17 protein-coding genes are annotated in these 18081 nt (G+C 52.7%); 15 read left to right on the top strand and 2 right to left on the bottom strand.

The features are described 5' to 3' along the window. The first annotated feature begins 6 nt into the window (after window positions 1–6). The 12 genes from bamA to tilS all read left to right on the top strand — a co-directional run bounded on the left by bamA (window position 7) and on the right by tilS (window position 15688). Window positions 7–2424 (top strand): outer membrane protein assembly factor BamA, encoded by a 2418-nt coding sequence (gene bamA, locus ACT9TW_RS09345; protein WP_182059637.1) that lies wholly within the window; start codon window positions 7–9, stop codon window positions 2422–2424. A gap of 121 nt (window positions 2425–2545) precedes the next feature. Next, on the top strand, window positions 2546–3040 hold the full coding sequence (skp, locus tag ACT9TW_RS09350; RefSeq protein ID WP_182059638.1) for a molecular chaperone Skp: 495 nt from the start codon (window positions 2546–2548) through the stop codon (window positions 3038–3040). A 3-nt stretch (window positions 3041–3043) separates the two neighbouring features. Beyond that, entirely contained in the window at window positions 3044–4069 is a 1026-nt protein-coding gene (lpxD, locus tag ACT9TW_RS09355) for a UDP-3-O-(3-hydroxymyristoyl)glucosamine N-acyltransferase (protein WP_315687946.1), read from the top strand. A gap of 104 nt (window positions 4070–4173) precedes the next feature. Further along, on the top strand, window positions 4174–4629 hold the full coding sequence (gene fabZ, locus ACT9TW_RS09360; RefSeq protein WP_007373234.1) for a 3-hydroxyacyl-ACP dehydratase FabZ: 456 nt from the start codon (window positions 4174–4176) through the stop codon (window positions 4627–4629). Between the two features lie 3 nt (window positions 4630–4632). Further along, window positions 4633–5421, top strand: a complete 789-nt coding sequence (lpxA, locus tag ACT9TW_RS09365) for an acyl-ACP--UDP-N-acetylglucosamine O-acyltransferase (protein WP_182059642.1) — start codon at window positions 4633–4635, stop codon at window positions 5419–5421. Continuing rightward, entirely contained in the window at window positions 5421–6569 is a 1149-nt protein-coding gene (gene lpxB / locus ACT9TW_RS09370) for a lipid-A-disaccharide synthase (RefSeq protein ID WP_446492212.1), read from the top strand. The genes lpxA and lpxB overlap by 1 nt, the downstream gene beginning before the upstream one ends. Then, entirely contained in the window at window positions 6566–7162 is a 597-nt protein-coding gene (gene rnhB / locus ACT9TW_RS09375; RefSeq protein ID WP_014068980.1) for a ribonuclease HII, read from the top strand. Before lpxB ends, rnhB begins: the two co-directional genes overlap by 4 nt. 38 nt (window positions 7163–7200) lie before the next feature. Then, complete coding sequence (dnaE, locus tag ACT9TW_RS09380; RefSeq protein WP_446492213.1) at window positions 7201–10683, top strand: DNA polymerase III subunit alpha; 3483 nt, start codon at window positions 7201–7203, stop codon at window positions 10681–10683. Between the two features lie 12 nt (window positions 10684–10695). Then, on the top strand, window positions 10696–11655 hold the full coding sequence (accA, locus tag ACT9TW_RS09385) for an acetyl-CoA carboxylase carboxyl transferase subunit alpha (RefSeq protein WP_182059649.1): 960 nt from the start codon (window positions 10696–10698) through the stop codon (window positions 11653–11655). 100 nt (window positions 11656–11755) lie between these two features. Continuing rightward, window positions 11756–13888 carry a lysine decarboxylase LdcC gene (locus ACT9TW_RS09390; RefSeq protein ID WP_446492214.1) on the top strand — a complete coding sequence of 711 codons (2133 nt, stop codon included), beginning with the start codon at window positions 11756–11758 and terminating at the stop codon, window positions 13886–13888. A 65-nt stretch (window positions 13889–13953) separates the two neighbouring features. Then, window positions 13954–14343: a VOC family protein gene (locus ACT9TW_RS09395; protein ID WP_446492215.1), complete on the top strand. Its 390-nt coding sequence runs from the start codon at window positions 13954–13956 to the stop codon at window positions 14341–14343. Window positions 14344–14401: 58 nt separating this feature from the next. Beyond that, window positions 14402–15688, top strand: coding sequence for a tRNA lysidine(34) synthetase TilS (tilS, locus tag ACT9TW_RS09400; protein WP_446492216.1), 1287 nt, complete (start codon window positions 14402–14404; stop codon window positions 15686–15688). 29 nt (window positions 15689–15717) lie between these two features. On the opposite strand, the gene rof is transcribed toward tilS, so the two are convergent. After that, entirely contained in the window at window positions 15718–15978 is a 261-nt protein-coding gene (gene rof, locus ACT9TW_RS09405; protein ID WP_010426685.1) for a Rho-binding antiterminator, read from the bottom strand. Next, window positions 15965–16165 (bottom strand): YaeP family protein, encoded by a 201-nt coding sequence (locus ACT9TW_RS09410; protein WP_006173580.1) that lies wholly within the window; start codon window positions 16163–16165, stop codon window positions 15965–15967. The genes rof and ACT9TW_RS09410 overlap by 14 nt, the downstream gene beginning before the upstream one ends. Before the next feature lie 196 nt (window positions 16166–16361). On the opposite strand from ACT9TW_RS09410, the gene ACT9TW_RS09415 reads away from it, so the two are divergent. From ACT9TW_RS09415 to nlpE, 3 genes are read left to right on the top strand one after another with little or no spacing between them, the layout of a single operon-like run. Further along, a complete protein-coding gene (locus ACT9TW_RS09415; RefSeq protein ID WP_182059657.1) occupies window positions 16362–16907 on the top strand; it encodes a YaeQ family protein in 546 nt (181 codons plus the stop codon). Then, a complete protein-coding gene (arfB, locus tag ACT9TW_RS09420) occupies window positions 16904–17326 on the top strand; it encodes an alternative ribosome rescue aminoacyl-tRNA hydrolase ArfB (protein WP_182059659.1) in 423 nt (140 codons plus the stop codon). Before ACT9TW_RS09415 ends, arfB begins: the two co-directional genes overlap by 4 nt. A gap of 35 nt (window positions 17327–17361) precedes the next feature. Beyond that, a complete protein-coding gene (gene nlpE / locus ACT9TW_RS09425) occupies window positions 17362–18060 on the top strand; it encodes an envelope stress response activation lipoprotein NlpE (RefSeq protein WP_182059662.1) in 699 nt (232 codons plus the stop codon). Window positions 18061–18081 lie beyond the last annotated feature (21 nt).

Genomic DNA, 18081 nt, shown 5'->3' on the forward strand with positions numbered 1-18081 from the left:
ATAACGATGGCGATGAAAAAGTTGCTCATAGCGTCGCTGCTGTTTAGCAGCGCCACCGTATACGGTGCTGACGGGTTCGTAGTGAAAGATATTCATTTCGAAGGCCTCCAGCGTGTCGCCGTTGGTGCGGCCCTCCTCAGTATGCCTGTACGCCCCGGCGATACGGTTAATGATGATGATATCAGTAACACCATCCGTGCTCTGTTTGCCACTGGCAACTTTGAGGACGTTCGCGTTCTGCGCGATGGTGATACGCTGCTGGTTCAGGTAAAAGAACGCCCAACGATCGCCAGTATCACTTTCTCCGGTAACAAATCGGTTAAAGATGACATGCTCAAGCAAAACCTTGAAGCATCTGGTGTCCGTGTTGGTGAATCTCTGGACCGCACCACCCTTTCCGATATTGAGAAAGGCCTGGAAGATTTCTACTACAGCGTCGGTAAATACAGTGCCAGCGTGAAAGCGGTCGTGACTCCGCTGCCACGTAACCGTGTAGACCTGAAGCTGGTATTCCAGGAAGGTGTTTCTGCGAAGATCCAACAGATCAACATCGTAGGGAACCATGCTTTCAGTACCGACGAACTGATCTCAACCTTCCAGCTGCGCGACGAAGTGCCGTGGTGGAACGTTGTTGGCGATCGTAAATACCAGAAACAGAAACTGGCGGGTGACCTTGAAACCCTGCGCAGCTACTACCTGGATCGCGGTTATGCCCGTTTCAACATTGACTCTACTCAGGTCAGTCTGACTCCGGACAAGAAAGGTATCTACATTACGATTAACATCACTGAAGGCGAGCAGTACAAGCTTTCTGGTGTTGAAGTGAGTGGGAACCTGGCGGGGCACTCTGCTGAGATTGAGTCTCTGACTAAAATTCAGCCGGGCGAGCTGTATAGCGGTGCTAAAGTGACCAAAATGGAAGACAGCATTAAGAAGCTGCTCGGCCGTTATGGTTATGCGTACCCGCGTGTACAAACTCAGCCTGAAATCAACGACACGGATAAGACCGTTAAACTGCGCGTAAATGTGGATGCGGGTAACCGTTTCTACGTGCGTAAGATCCGTTTCGAAGGCAACGATACCTCCAAAGATTCCGTACTGCGCCGCGAAATGCGTCAGATGGAAGGTGCATGGCTGGGTAGCGACCTGGTAGACCAGGGTAAAGAGCGTCTGAACCGTCTGGGTTACTTTGAAACGGTTGATACCGATACTCAACGCGTACCGGGCAGCCCTGATCAGGTTGATGTTGTCTATAAAGTCAAAGAACGTAACACCGGTAGCTTTAACTTCGGTGTGGGTTACGGTACTGAAAGCGGCGTGAGCTTCCAGGTAGGTGTCCAGCAGGATAACTGGCTGGGTACAGGTTACTCCGTTGGTATCAACGGCACCAAAAACGACTACCAGACCTATTCTGAATTCTCTGTTACTAACCCATACTTCACCGTTGACGGTGTAAGCCTGGGTGGTCGTATCTTCTATAACGACTTTAAAGCAGATAATGCAGACCTGTCCTCCTATACCAACAAGAGTTACGGTGTAGATGGTACGCTCGGCTTCCCGATCAACGAATACAACACCCTGCGTACAGGTTTAGGCTACGTGCATAACGACCTGTCTAACATGCAGCCGCAGGTGGCAATGTGGCGTTATCTGGACTCCATCGGGCAGTCAACCAGCAAGACCGGTGACAACAACGGTTTTGCGGCAGATGACTTCACCTTTAACTATGGCTGGACATATAACCGTCTTGACCGTGGTTACTTCCCGACGGAAGGTTCTCGCGTCAACCTGAACGGTAAAGTTACCGTGCCGGGTTCCGATAACGAGTTCTACAAAGTAACGCTGGATACCGCGTCTTACTTCCCAATCGATGATGACCATAAGTGGGTTATTCTGGGTCGTACCCGTTGGGGTTATGGCGATGGTTTAGGTGGCAAAGAACTGCCATTCTATGAAAACTTCTATGCGGGTGGTTCCAGCACCGTACGTGGCTTCCAGTCCAACAACATTGGTCCGAAAGCGGTCTATTACGGTGGGAACAAATCGGATAACTGTAATAAATCCTCGTCAACGGAAGTCTGTAGCTCCAATGATGCGGTGGGCGGTAACGCTATGGCGGTTGCCAGCCTGGAGTTCATTACTCCAACGCCGTTTATCAGTGACAAGTATGCAAACTCCGTACGTACATCCGTATTCTGGGATGCGGGTACAGTGTGGGATACTAACTGGGAAAATACCGCTCAGATGCGTGCAGAAGGCATTCCGGACTACAGCGATCCGAGCAATATTCGCATGTCTGCGGGTATCGCATTACAATGGATGTCACCGCTGGGGCCGTTGGTCTTCTCATACGCCCAGCCGTTTAAGAAATATGATGGAGATAAGTCGGAACAGTTCCAGTTTAACATTGGTAAAACCTGGTAATAATCCGCAGCAATGGAATGCACTGGCAGTGTAGCGCTGACAACCGGCGATCGGTAAACGGTCGCCTTGCCACGCAAAGAACGGTACCTTGAGGTACCAATGGGATGGTAAGGAGTTTATTGTGAAAAAGTGGTTATTAGCTGCAGGTCTCGGTTTAGCGATGGTAACTTCTGCTCAGGCAGCAGACAAAGTTGCAATCGTCAATATGGGTAGCTTGTTCCAGCAGGTTGCGCAGAAAACAGGCGTTTCCGCAACTCTGGAAAACGAGTTCAAAGGCCGTGCAAGCGAACTGCAAGGTATGGAAAACGATCTTCAGTCCAAGATGCAGCGTTTGCAGCGTGATGGTTCTACCATGAAAGCAGCCGATCGCAGCAAAATGGAAAAAGACGTAATGGCTCAGCGCCAGACTTTCTCCCAGAAAGCACAAGCTTTCGAGCAGGATCGTCAGCGTCGTTCTAACGAAGAACGCGGCAAACTGGTGACTCGCATTCAGACCGCTGTTAAAGCCGTTGCTGCCGATCAGGGTATCGATCTGGTTGTGGATGCGAATGCCGTTGCTTACAACAGCAACGATGTTAAAGACATCACCGCTGATGTTCTGAAACAGGTTAAATAAGTAATGCCTTCTATTCGACTGGCTGATTTAGCTCAGCAGTTGGATGCAGAATTACACGGTGATGGCGATCTCGTCATCACCGCTGTTGCGTCCATGCAATCTGCTAAAACTGGCAACATTACCTTCATGGTAAGCCCTAAGTACCGTGAACATCTGGCTCAATGCCAGGCGTCTGCCGTTGTTCTGACGCAGGACGATCTTCCGTTTGCCACAGGCGCTGCGCTGGTAGTGAAAAATCCCTACCTGACGTATGCACGCATGGCTCAAATTCTTGATACCACGCCGCAGCCGGCACAGAACATTGCTGCCAGTGCAGCAATTGATTCAACGGCGCAGCTGGGTAACAACGTTTCAATTGGCGCAAACGCCGTTATCGAATCCGGGGTTGTGCTCGGCGATAACGTGGTGATTGGCCCGGGTTGTTTCGTTGGGAAAAATACGAAAATTGGTGCGGGTTCCCGTTTATGGGCCAATGTGTCCGTTTACCACGAAGTCGAGATCGGCGAAAATTGCCTCGTTCAGTCCAGTACCGTGATCGGTTCTGACGGATTCGGTTATGCCAACGATCGTGGTAACTGGGTTAAGATCCCGCAGCTTGGTCGCGTGATTATCGGCGATCGTGTTGAGATCGGTGCCTGTACCACCATTGACCGTGGCGCGCTTGACGACACCATTATTGGTAACGGTGTTATCATCGATAACCAGTGTCAGATTGCACATAACGTTGTGATTGGCGACAATACTGCCGTTGCTGGTGGCGTCATCATGGCGGGCAGCCTTAAAATTGGTCGCTACTGTATGATTGGTGGTGCCAGCGTGATTAACGGGCATATGGAAATATGCGACAAAGTCACGGTGACCGGAATGGGCATGGTGATGCGTCCTATCACTGAGCCAGGCGTCTATTCCTCTGGTATCCCGCTACAGCCTAATAAGGTGTGGCGCAAAACCGCAGCTCTGGTGATGAATATTGATGATATGAGCAAGCGACTCAAGGCTCTTGAGCGCAAGATCGATCAACAAGACTAAGCGTTCATCCAATAAACGCTAAATTTCCCGGCCTGTCGGCTTTCTTATAAACCGGCAGGCCGTGTTATTATTGCTATTCAGTACATTTTGACAGGAAGAGTATTTTGACTACTGACACTCATACTCTGCATATTGAAGAGATTTTAGAACTTCTGCCGCACCGCTACCCGTTCTTGCTGGTAGACCGTGTGCTGGATTTTGAAGAAGGTCGTTTTCTGCGCGCAGTGAAAAATGTCTCCGTTAATGAGCCATTCTTCCAGGGGCACTTCCCTGGTAAACCTATCTTCCCGGGTGTGTTGATCCTGGAAGCGATGGCACAGGCTACTGGTATTCTGGCGTTTAAAAGCGTTGGTAAGCTGGAGCCTGGTGAGCTGTATTACTTCGCGGGTATCGATGAAGCACGCTTTAAGCGTCCAGTCGTGCCTGGTGATCAGATGATCATGGAAGTCACTTTTGAAAAAACACGCCGCGGCCTGACTCGCTTCAAAGGTGTAGCTCTGGTTGACGGTAAAGTTGTTTGCGAAGCGACAATGATGTGCGCGCGTAGCCGGGAGGCCTGATACGTGATTGATAAATCCGCCTTTATTCATCCTACCGCTATTGTGGAAGTCGGTGCCATTATTGGTGCTAACGCTCACATTGGCCCGTTTTGTATTGTTGGACCCCATGTCGAAATTGGTGAGGGTACAGTACTGAAATCTCATGTTGTGGTGAATGGTCATACGACTATTGGCTGCAATAACGAGATCTATCAGTTCGCCTCCATCGGCGAAGTTAACCAGGATCTGAAATATGCTGGTGAATCGACCCGTCTGGAAATCGGCGATCGTAACCGTATTCGCGAAAGCGTCACCATTCATCGTGGAACAGTACAGGGTGGTGGATTGACGAAGGTGGGCAGCGACAACCTGTTTATGGTTAATGCACACATCGCGCATGACTGTACTGTGGGTGACCGCTGTATTCTTGCCAACAATGCAACGCTGGCAGGACACGTATCGGTTGATGATTTCGCAATTATTGGCGGCATGACCGCAGTTCATCAGTTCTGCATCATTGGTGCACACGTGATGGTCGGCGGTTGCTCCGGCGTGGCGCAAGACGTCCCGCCGTATGTAATTGCGCAGGGCAACCATGCAACGCCGTTTGGCGTTAACATCGAAGGCCTCAAGCGTCGTGGTTTCAGCCGCGAAGCCATTACAGCCATCCGTAACGCGTACAAACTGCTGTACCGTAGCGGTAAAACGCTGGAAGAGGCGAAGCCGGAAATTGCCGAGCTGGCGAATAAGTACCCTGAAGTGAACGAGTTCATGGAATTCTTTGAGCGTTCAACGCGTGGTCTGATTCGTTAATGATCGACAGTCGTCCGCTTACGATAGCCCTGGTCGCCGGAGAAACCTCCGGCGATATTCTTGGTGCAGGTCTTATCCGCGCACTCAAGGCGCGTGTACCCAATGCTCGCTTTGTTGGCGTAGCAGGCCCGCTGATGCAGGCTGAAGGCTGTGAAGCCTGGTATGAAATGGAAGAACTGGCGGTGATGGGCATTGTTGAAGTGCTCGGTCGTTTACGCCGTCTTCTGCATATTCGTGCCGATCTCACCCGCCGTTTTACCGACCTCAAACCTGATGTGTTTGTCGGTATCGATGCGCCTGATTTCAACATTACCCTTGAAGGGAACCTGAAAAAACAGGGCATCAAAACCATTCACTATGTCAGTCCGTCCGTCTGGGCGTGGCGACAGAAACGTGTTTTCAAAATTGGTAGATCCACCAATCTGGTGCTGGCTTTTCTGCCTTTCGAAAAAGCGTTTTATGACAAATTTAATGTCCCGTGTCGTTTTATCGGTCATACCATGGCGGATGCTATGCCGCTTGAGCCAGATAAAAATGCGGCGCGCGACGTTCTGGGCATTGCGCATGATGTGCACTGTCTGGCGTTATTGCCAGGAAGCCGGGGCGCTGAAGTGGAAATGCTCAGTGCCGATTTCCTGAAAACGGCGCAGATTCTTCGCCAGACATACCCCGACCTTGAAGTGGTTGTGCCACTGGTTAATGCTAAGCGCCGTGAACAGTTTGAGCGCATTAAAGCCGACGTTGCGCCCGATCTCCGTGTTCACATGCTGGACGGGAAGGGGCGTGAAGCGATGGTCGCCAGCGATGCCGCACTGCTGGCATCTGGCACGGCTGCGCTGGAGTGTATGCTGGCGAAATGCCCGATGGTGGTGGGCTATCGCATGAAGCCATTCACCTTCTGGCTGGCAAAACGTCTGGTGAAAACCGACTACGTTTCATTACCAAACCTGCTTGCCGGGCGCGAGCTGGTGAAAGAGCTATTGCAGGATGAGTGCCAGCCACAGGCGTTGGCCGATGCGCTATTGCCGCTTCTTGCAGACGGTAAAACCAGCCACCAGATGCATGATACATTCCGGGAATTGCATCAGAAGATCCGCTGTAATGCCGATGAGCAAGCGGCTGACGCGGTGCTGGAGCTAGCAGAATGATGGAATTTATTTACCCGCACACGCATCTCGTTGCCGGTGTGGATGAAGTCGGACGCGGTCCGTTGGTTGGCGCAGTGGTCACCGCAGCGGTGATCCTCGATCCTGCGCGTCCGATTATTGGCCTGAACGACTCAAAAAAACTGTCTGAAAAGCGCCGATTGGCGTTGTTTGACGAGATTAAAGAACATGCGCTGGCCTGGAGTCTGGGGCGCGCAGAGCCGCATGAAATCGATGAACTGAACATCCTGCACGCCACCATGCTGGCGATGCAGCGTGCGGTGGCAGGCCTGAAAATTGCTCCCGAATACGTTTTGATCGACGGTAACCGCTGCCCAGCATTGCCTGTGCCATCCATGGCGGTCGTCAAAGGTGATAGCCGGGTAGCAGAAATCAGTGCGGCATCTATCATTGCCAAAGTGACACGCGATGCCGAAATGGCCGCGCTGGACCTCACTTATCCCCAGTATGGTTTTGCCCAGCACAAGGGATATCCAACCGCTTTCCATCTGGAAAAGCTGGCTGAACATGGCGCAACTGAACATCATCGGCGCAGTTTTGGCCCGGTGAAACGTGCGCTGGGACTGGTGTCCTGAATCAAGACGCAAGCAATTAAGTAACGCGGAATCTGAAGATGGCTGAACCACGTTTCGTACACCTGCGGGTGCATAGCGACTACTCCATGATCGATGGGCTGGCAAAGACCGGGCCGCTGGTGAAAAAGGCGGCCGCTCTGGGTATGCCTGCGCTGGCGATCACCGATTTTACCAACCTGTGTGGCCTGGTGAAGTTCTACGGAACGGCGCATGGCGCAGGGCTAAAACCTATCGTCGGGGCGGATTTTCATGTGCAGAGCGAACTGCTTGGCGATGAAATGACACAGATAACCGTGCTGGCTATGAACAACACGGGTTATCAGAACCTCACTTTGCTTATCTCAAAAGCGTATCAGCGCGGTTATGGCGCGTTGGGGCCATGGATTGACCGCGACTGGCTGGCTGAGCTGAACGAAGGTTTGCTGCTGATTTCAGGCGGCCGCATGGGTGATGTTGGACAGAGCCTTCTGCGTGGCAATACTGCACTGGTTGATCAGTGCGTTGCATTCTATGAAGAGTATTTCCCGGATCGCTACTATCTGGAGCTGATCCGTACCGGGCGTGCGGACGAAGAGAACTATCTTCATGCGGCGGTTGCACTTGCCGAAGAGCGTGGTTTGCCCGTTGTGGCCACTAACGATGTGCGTTTTCTTGAGCCGGGTGACTTTGACGCCCACGAAATTCGCGTCGCTATCCACGATGGTTTTACCCTCGACGACCCAAAACGTCCGCGTAACTACTCGTCGCAGCAGTACATGCGCGACGAAGACGAGATGTGCGAGCTCTTCTCTGATATCCCGGAAGCGCTGGAAAACAGCGTGGAGATTGCCAAACGCTGTAATGTTACCGTGCGTCTGGGTGAATATTTCCTGCCGCAGTTCCCGACAGGCGACATGACCACGGAAGATTTCCTGGTTGTGAAATCGAAAGAAGGCCTGGAAGAGCGTCTGGAATTCCTGTTCCCGGATGAAGCCGTCCGCAAAGAGAAACGTCCGTCTTATGATGAGCGTCTGGATATTGAACTCCAGGTGATCAACCAGATGGGCTTCCCGGGTTACTTCCTGATCGTTATGGAGTTTATCCAGTGGTCGAAAGATAACGGCGTGCCGGTAGGTCCGGGACGTGGTTCCGGTGCGGGCTCACTGGTTGCTTACGCGCTCAAAATTACCGACCTCGATCCGCTGGAATTTGACCTGCTGTTCGAACGTTTCCTTAACCCGGAACGTGTCTCCATGCCTGACTTCGACGTTGACTTCTGTATGGAGAAACGCGACCAGGTTATCGAACACGTGGCGGACATGTATGGCCGTGATGCGGTATCGCAGATTATTACCTTCGGTACCATGGCGGCGAAAGCGGTTATCCGCGACGTGGGCCGTGTACTGGGCCATCCGTATGGCTTCGTTGATCGTATCTCGAAACTGGTCCCGCCCGATCCGGGCATGACGCTGGCGAAAGCGTTTGAAGCCGAACCGCAGCTGCCGGAAATCTACGAAGCTGACGAAGAGGTCAAAGCGCTGATCGATATGGCGCGCAAGCTGGAGGGCGTCACGCGTAACGCCGGTAAACATGCAGGTGGTGTGGTTATCGCGCCCACCAAAATTACCGACTTTGCACCGCTCTATTGTGACGAAGCGGGCCAGCACCCGGTTACCCAGTTTGACAAAAACGACGTGGAATACGCGGGGCTGGTGAAGTTCGACTTCCTCGGCCTGCGTACGTTGACGATCATCGACTGGGCGCTGAAGATGATCAACCCGCGCCGCGAAAAGCAAGGTCTTGAGCCAATAGACATTGCCGCCATCCCACTGGATGACAAGAAAAGTTTCGATATGCTGCAGCGCTCGGAAACCACGGCGGTTTTCCAGCTTGAATCCCGCGGTATGAAAGACCTGATCAAGCGTCTGCAACCTGACTGCTTTGAAGATATGATCGCACTGGTAGCCCTGTTCCGTCCGGGCCCACTGCAATCAGGGATGGTAGATAACTTTATCGACCGTAAGCACGGGCGCGAAGAGATTTCCTATCCTGACGTGCAGTGGCAGCACGAGTGTCTGAAGCCGGTACTGGAGCCGACGTATGGCATTATCCTGTATCAGGAACAGGTTATGCAGATTGCCCAGGAGCTTTCCGGCTACACCCTTGGCGGCGCAGATATGCTGCGTCGTGCGATGGGTAAGAAAAAGCCGGAGGAGATGGCCAAGCAGCGCGGCACCTTTGAAGAAGGGGCAAAAAGCCGCGGTGTTGACGGTGAACTGGCGATGAAAATCTTCGACCTGGTGGAAAAATTCGCCGGGTACGGATTTAACAAATCTCACTCTGCCGCCTATGCTTTGGTTTCGTACCAGACGCTGTGGCTGAAAGCGCACTATCCGGCTGAATTTATGGCGGCGGTAATGACTGCCGATATGGACAACACCGAGAAGGTGGTTGGCCTGGTAGACGAATGCTGGCGCATGGGGCTTAAGATCCTGCCGCCGGATATCAACTCTGGTCTGTACCATTTCCACGTTAACGAACACGGGGAAATTGTATACGGGATCGGCGCGATCAAAGGTGTGGGTGAAGGCCCGATTGAGGCGATCATCGAAGCGCGTAACAACGGCGGTTATTTCCGTGAGTTGTTCGATCTTTGCGCCCGTACCGACACCAAAAAACTGAACCGCCGCGTGCTTGAAAAACTGATCATGTCTGGCGCGTTCGACAGACTCGGGCCGCACCGCGCGGCGCTGATGAACTCGCTCGGCGATGCGCTGAAAGCAGCCGATCAGCACGCAAAAGCGGAAGCCATTGGCCAGGCAGATATGTTTGGCGTACTGGCAGAAGAGCCAGAGCAGGTTGAGCAGTCGTATTCCAACTGCCAGCCGTGGCCAGAACAGGTCGTACTGGATGGGGAGCGTGAAACCTTAGGTTTGTACCTGACGGGTCACCCAATCAACCAGTACATCAAAGAAATTGAGCGCTATGTCGGAGGCAACAGGCTAAAAGACATGCATCCGACAGATCGTGGTAAAATCACCACGGCTGCGGGGCTCGTGATTGCTGCAAGGGTTATGGTCACCAAGCGCGGCAATCGAATCGGCATCTGTACGCTGGATGACCGTTCCGGGCGTCTGGAGGTGATGTTGTTCACCGACGCGCTGGATAAATACCAGCATTTGCTGGAAAAAGACCGCATACTTATCGTCAGCGGACAGGTCAGCTTTGATGACTTCAGCGGGGGGCTTAAAATGACCGCCCGCGAAGTGATGGACATTGACGAAGCCCGGGAAAAATATGCTCGCGGGCTTGCTATCTCGCTGACGGACAGGCAAATTGATGACCAGCTTTTAAACCGACTCCGTCAGTCTCTGGAACCCCACCGCTCGGGGACCATTCCAGTACATCTCTACTATCAGAGGGCGGATGCACGTGCGCGGTTGCGCTTTGGTGCAACGTGGCGTGTCTCTCCGAGCGATCGTTTACTTAACGATCTCCGTGGCCTCATTGGTTCGGAGCAGGTGGAACTGGAGTTTGACTAATACAGGAATACTATGAGTCTGAATTTCCTTGATTTCGAACAGCCGATTGCAGAGCTGGAAGCGAAAATCGATTCTCTGACCGCGGTTAGCCGTCAGGATGAAAAACTGGATATTAACATCGACGAAGAAGTGCATCGTCTGCGCGAAAAAAGCGTAGAACTGACGCGCAAAATCTTTGCCGATCTCGGCGCATGGCAGATTGCCCAGCTGGCGCGTCACCCACAGCGTCCGTACACCCTGGATTATGTCCGCCTGGCGTTTGATGAGTTTGACGAACTGGCAGGCGATCGCGCTTATGCCGACGACAAAGCTATCGTTGGTGGAATCGCCCGTCTGGACGGACGCCCGGTGATGATCATTGGTCATCAGAAAGGTCGTGAAACCAAAGAAAAAATTCGCCGTAACTTCGGGATGCCTGCACCAGAAGGCTACCGTAAAGCCCTGCGTCTGATGGAGATGGCTGAGCGTTTTAACATGCCAATCATCACCTTCATCGACACCCCGGGTGCTTACCCTGGCGTGGGCGCTGAAGAGCGCGGTCAGTCTGAAGCCATTGCACGCAACCTGCGTGAAATGTCTCGTCTGAGCGTTCCGGTCATCTGTACCGTTATCGGTGAAGGTGGTTCCGGCGGCGCGCTGGCAATTGGCGTGGGCGATAAAGTGAATATGCTGCAATACAGCACCTATTCTGTTATCTCCCCGGAAGGCTGTGCATCTATTCTGTGGAAGAGTGCGGACAAAGCGCCTCTGGCTGCCGAAGCGATGGGCATCATTGCTCCGCGTCTGAAAGAGCTGAAGCTTATCGACTCCGTTATCCCAGAGCCTCTGGGTGGCGCGCACCGTAAGCCGGAAGTGATGGCTGCTTCCCTGAAAGCACAGCTGCTGGCAGACCTGGCAGACCTCGATGTGCTCAGCAAAGAAGACCTGCTGAACCGCCGTTATCAGCGTCTGATGACCTACGGTTACGCATAATCTTCACAATTATCTGAAAAGCCGCACAATGTTGCGGCTTTTTTTATACCTGCGGTTTACCCTGGCTATGCTTAGCTAATGTTTTTCAAGGAGGTAAACCATGAACATTATTGCCATCATGGGGCCACATGGCGTCTTTTATAAAGACGAGCCCATCAAGGAGCTGGAGCAGACACTACAGTCTCGCGGATACCAGCTTATCTGGCCGCATAACAGCGCAGATCTGCTGAAGTTCATTGAGCACAACCCGCGTATCTGCGGTGTTATCTTTGACTGGGATGAGTACGACCTGGAGTTGTGCAGCGAAATTAACAAGCTTAACGAATATCTTCCGCTGTATGCCTTTATCAATACCCATTCCACGATGGACGTCAGCGCACATGATATGCGTATGGCTTTGTGGTTCTTTGAGTATTCACTCGGCGTTGCGGAAGATATTGCGACCCGCATTCAGCAATACACCCGTGAGTACCTCGACAACATTACGCCGCCGTTCACCCGGGCGCTGTTCACATATGTGAAAGAAGGTAAATACACATTCTGTACGCCAGGCCACATGGCGGGAACGGCGTATCAGAAAAGCCCGGTAGGCTGTCTGTTCTATGATTTCTTTGGTGGAAATACCCTTAAGGCGGATGTGTCGATTTCGGTCACTGAACTGGGATCTCTGCTTGACCACACTGGCCCGCATCTTGAGGCCGAAGAGTATATTGCGCGCACTTTTGGGGCTGAACAGAGCTACATGGTGACCAACGGCACCTCGACGTCGAATAAAATCGTCGGTATGTATGCCGCACCCGCCGGAAGTACGCTGCTGATTGACCGTAACTGCCATAAATCCCTGGCCCATTTATTGATGATGAGCGATGTCGTCCCGCTCTGGCTATCGCCCACGCGTAATGCGCTCGGTATTTTGGGTGGGATCCCGCGCCGTGAATTTAGTCATACGGCCATTGAAAACAAGGTGGCCTCAGTTTCCGGTGCAAGCTGGCCCGTTCACGCAGTGATAACCAACTCGACTTACGACGGCCTGCTGTACAACACCAACTGGATCAAGCAAACGCTGGATGTTCCCTCGATACACTTTGATTCCGCCTGGGTGCCTTACACCAACTTCCACCCGATCTATGCGGGAAAAAGCGGAATGAGCGGTGAGCGTGTGCCGGGGAAAGTGTTCTTCGAAACGCAGTCGACCCACAAAATGTTGGCTGCGTTTTCTCAGGCTTCGCTTATCCACATCAAGGGCGAGTATGACGAAGAGACATTCAACGAAGCCTTTATGATGCACACCACCACGTCGCCAAGCTATCCACTGGTGGCCTCTATTGAAACGGCGGCGGCAATGCTGCGTGGCAATCCGGGCAAGCGTTTGATCAATCGTTCGGTGGAACGGGCGCTACATTTCCGCAAAGAAGTTCAGCGTCTGAAAGAGGAGGCCGACGGCTGGTTCTTTGACATCTGGCAGCCGGAGGAGATTGAGGAGGCAGAGTGCTGGCCGGTTTCCCCTGGCGAAAACTGGCACGGATTCCGCGATGCGGATGCTGACCACATGTTCCTCGACCCGGTAAAAGTGACGATCCTGACCCCGGGTATGGATGAACAAGGCAATATGAGCGATGAAGGGATCCCCGCTGCGCTGGTGGCGAAATTCCTTGATGAGCGCGGAGTGGTGGTAGAGAAAACCGGGCCGTATAACCTGCTATTCCTGTTCAGTATAGGGATCGATAAAACCCGCGCGATGGGGCTACTGCGGGGGCTGATGGAGTTTAAACGCGCTTACGATCTGAACCTGCGGGTCAAAAACATGCTGCCGGATCTCTACGCGGAAGATCCTGATTTCTACCGCAATATGCGTATTCAGGATCTGGCCCAGGGGATCCACAAACTGATCCGCCAGCACGATCTGCCGCGTCTGATGTTGCAGGCTTTTGACGTTCTGCCGGAAATGAAGCTGACGCCGCATAAAGCCTGGCAGCGTCAGGTTAAAGGCGAGGTGCAAACCGTCGAACTGGAAAACCTGGTCGGGCGAGTATCGGCCAATATGATCCTGCCTTATCCGCCGGGTGTTCCACTTCTGATGCCGGGTGAGATGATTACCGAAGAGAGCCGGGCGGTACTCGATTTTCTGCTGATGCTGTGTTCTGTAGGCCGGCACTATCCGGGCTTTGAAACGGACATCCACGGTGCGAAACGTGATGAACAGGGCGTTTACTGGGTCAGAGTCCTAAAATAAGTGGGACTACTTGCGTGGTCCGGGTTTTCGGTTGTAACGTTCTGGCTTCATAAAAAGGAGAAGCTATGCTGGGTTTAAAACAGGTTCATCATATAGCGATCATTGCGACCGATTACGAGAAAAGTAAGTCTTTTTACTGCGATATTCTGGGCTTTACGCTGTTGAGCGAAGCCTATCGCGAGGAGCGTGACTCCTGGAAAGGTGATCTTGCGTTAAATGGGCAGTATGTGATTGAGCTGTTTTCTTTTCCTTTCCCGCCAGAACGCCCCTCGCGCCCAGAGGCCTGTGGTCTTCGGCATCTCGCCTTTAGCGTAGGTGATATCGATAATGCGGTGAAGCACCTTGAAACCCACGGTGTGAAATGCGAGGCGATTCGCATCGATCCTTTTACGGATAAGCGATTTACCTTCTTCAACGACCCGGATGGTCTGCCGCTGGAGCTTTACCAGCAGTAATATCCGTCATGTGTGATAATGCCCGTCTTGTTCGGGCATTTTTTTGCGCAAACCTTTTATGACCTTACCTGCAATCGCTCATGCTGTTTCACCGTACCGCCAGCTGCTGGTGGGGTTTAGCGGTGGGCTGGATTCAACCGTTCTGCTTCATCGCCTTAAATGCTGGCGCGATCAAGAGCCTGACGTCCAGATCAGGGCGATACATATTCATCATGGGTTGAGCCCCCATGCGGATGCCTGGGTGGCGCATTGCGAGGCGCTGTGCGCTGCATGGGCGATTCCGCTGAGCGTGGAGCGGGTGATACTCAAGGATGAAGGGCTGGGCATCGAGGCGCAGGCGCGTAAAGCCCGTTACGCTGCTTTTGCCAGTGCAATTCAACCGGGTGAAGTGCTGGTAACAGCGCAGCATCTGGACGATCAATGCGAAACCTTTTTGCTCGCGCTTAAGCGTGGAAGTGGCCCGGCGGGATTGTCCGCCATGCCTGAGCAGGCGGATTTTGCTGACACCGTGTTAATTCGCCCATTACTGGGTGAGACGCGAGCCTCGCTGGAATCCTGGGCCCGGAAGAATGACCTGCGCTGGATTGAAGATGAAAGCAATCAGGACGACAGCTATGACCGTAACTTCCTGCGTCTTCGTGTTTTGCCGCAGCTGACTGAGCGTTGGGGGCATTTTGCCGAAGCCACGGCACGTAGCGCCATGCTGTGCGCTGAACAGGAAAGTCTGCTGGACGAGTTGCTGAGTGAAGAGTTGGCTGAGCTGATCTCTGCTGATGGCGCGCTGTCTATCGCACCGATGGAAACACTGAGTGCGGTACGCCGTGCAGCCCTGCTGAGACGCTGGCTGGCATCGCATAACGCCCCAATGCCATCGCGGGCAATGCTGAACCGTCTCTGGGACGAGGTTGCTCAGGCGCGTGACGATGCCACACCTTGTCTGCATCTGAATGGGTTTGAGGTAAGACGCTATAAAGGGCAGCTCTGGTGGATTAAATCAACCCCTTCACTGTCTGATGTGGTGCTCGACTGGCCACGTTCTGGCGAAGTGCTGGTGTTGCCCTATGGCGCGGGAAAAGTTTCCCTGGCGAATGTGGGCCATGTGCGTCTACCGAAAGACGATGAACCTGTTACCGTACGCTTTAAAGCCCGTGGGATGCTGCATATTGTTGGGAGAAACGGCGGGCGTAAGCTGAAAAAGATATGGCAGGAGTGCAATGTTCCACCCTGGCACCGTGATGCCACGCCTTTGCTTTTCTACGGTGAAACGCTGATTGCGGCTGCGGGTGTCTTTATTACCGAAGAGGGCTGGGCAGAAGAGGGGGTGTGTTTTGAATGGCACGCGTAACGGGCAGCCAGGCTGCCCGTTAAGGGTAATCAGGACTCGCTCACCACGACAGTGCCGATTTCCGGGTGGCTGAAGCTGGCAATTTTGTCCAGGCGAAGCTCACGCGTTGCTCCGGCATCTTCAACTATCAGATATTCCACATTTTTTCGTGAAACCAGGTCGCTGGCTTTCGCCTTCAATACTTCGCCATCTTTTAGCTCCAGCGTCAGTATTAAATGATGCTGGCAGGCGAGTTCGAGGTTGTCATAGTCATCACAATTGATGGGTTGATAAGTATCATTCATCGACATAATCGCTCACCAGTAAATTCGCCGCAGCATATGCTGCTTTTTCCCTGACCGATTCTGAAAGGCTCTCATCAGAGGCCACTTCATTAAGCACTTTCAATACACAGCCCAACGCGTCCGGGATGTATCCCAGATCCCCGCTGGCGATTTCCGCATACCTTTTGCGAATTAACTCACAATAATTATTCACATCCCCTCCCGCCAGCGCACTGACTTACTGTGAGATATCATTAAGCCTACGAAGATAAACTCGGTTTAGCAAGGTGACTATACCATACTCATTCAAGCAATATCAGCGCCTTGATAGTGATGCATTCATCACCTGGTAACAGCCTTTTCGCGCTATTTTCGCTACAATGTGCGCCTGATTCGAAAGGAGTTCTCTCATGGCGCTGAAAGCGACAATTTATAAAGCTGTGGTCAATGTGGCGGATCTTGACCGCAACCAGTTTCTCGATGCGTCATTGACGCTGGCGCGTCACCCTTCTGAAACTCAGGAACGCATGATGCTGCGCCTGCTGGCATGGATTAAGTATGCCGATGAGCGTCTGCAATTTACGCGTGGCTTGAGCGCGGAGGACGAGCCAGAAGCCTGGCTGCGCAACGATCACCTGGGTATCGATTTGTGGATTGAACTCGGCCTGCCGGATGAGCGTCGTGTGAAAAAGGCCTGTACCCAGTCCGCTGAAGTGGCGTTGTTCGCGTATAATCAGCGAGCTGCGGAGATCTGGTGGCAGCAAAGCAAGAATAAGTGCGGACAGTTTAAAAATCTCACTGTCTGGTATCTGGATGATGAGCAACTGGCCCAACTGAGCGAGTTTGCCAGCCGTACGATGGTATTGCAGGCGACGATTCAGGACGGCGCAATCTGGCTTTCTGATTCTCAGAATAATCTGGAAATTCATCTCGCGGCGTGGCAACCCTCCGCATGATTGTCTTATCCCGGAATGTCAGTATTCCTGATAACGAGCTGGAGATCACTGCGATCCGTGCTCAGGGTGCCGGTGGGCAACATGTCAATAAGGCTTCAACGGCCATCCATTTGCGCTTTGACATCCGGGCCTCCAGCCTGCCAGAGTATTATAAAGAAAGTCTGCTTGCCGCCAGCCATCATCTGATTACCAGCGATGGCGTGATTGTGATTAAAGCGCAGGAGTACCGCAGCCAGGAGTTAAACCGGGAAGCGGCGATCTCCAGGCTGGTAGCAGTCATTAAAGAGTTAACCGCAGTACAGAAAAGCCGCCGGGCTACGCGACCAACCCGCGCATCAAAAGAGCGCCGGTTGTCGTCGAAGGCGCAAAAATCCACAGTGAAGGCACTACGCGGTAAAGTTCGTCGCCCCACAGAGTGACGAAAAGGAACATTATTTTTCATAAGGATGTCATTGTGAAAAAAGCACTATTGTCAGCATTGGCAGTGAGTACGCTCTTTGCACTTTTCGGGTGTAACAACCGTGCGGAAACGCAGGCATTACAGCCAACGCAGTCTGAAGAATTAAAACCGATGCAGCAGAGCTGGCGCGGTGTACTGCCGTGCGCTGATTGTGAAGGTATCGAAACCTCGCTATTCCTGGAAAAAGACGGTACCTGGGTCATGAACCAGCACTATCAGGGCGCGAAAGGTCCTTCTTCCTTCGCCACCTATGGCACATGGGCACGTACCGCTGAGAAACTGGTCCTGACGGATACGACAGGCGAGAAAACCTGGTTCCGCCCTAAAGGTGAAGGGATGGAGATGCTCGATCGTGAAGGCAATCCGATTGAGTCGCAGTTCAACTACACGCTGGCCCCTGTAAAAGCGGCACTCCCGGCCACGCCGATGGCGATGCGGGGGATGTATTTCTACATGGCTGATGCGGCGATATTTACCGACTGTGCGACAGGTAAGAAAGTCAGCGTGGCGAACAATGCCCAGCTGGAGCGTGATTTTGCAGTAGCGCGTGGCAATGACAGTAAACCGGTATTACTGACGGTTGATGGTCATTTTACGATGGAGCCAAACCCGGATAGCGGGGAGATGGTGAAAACGCTGGTGGCGGATAAAGACGCGAAATTCCTGGCGGGCAAAAATTGCAGCAGCAAATAAGCTGAGTTAATCCATTAAAAA

Source organism: Enterobacter sp. C4G1, assembly GCF_052886895.1.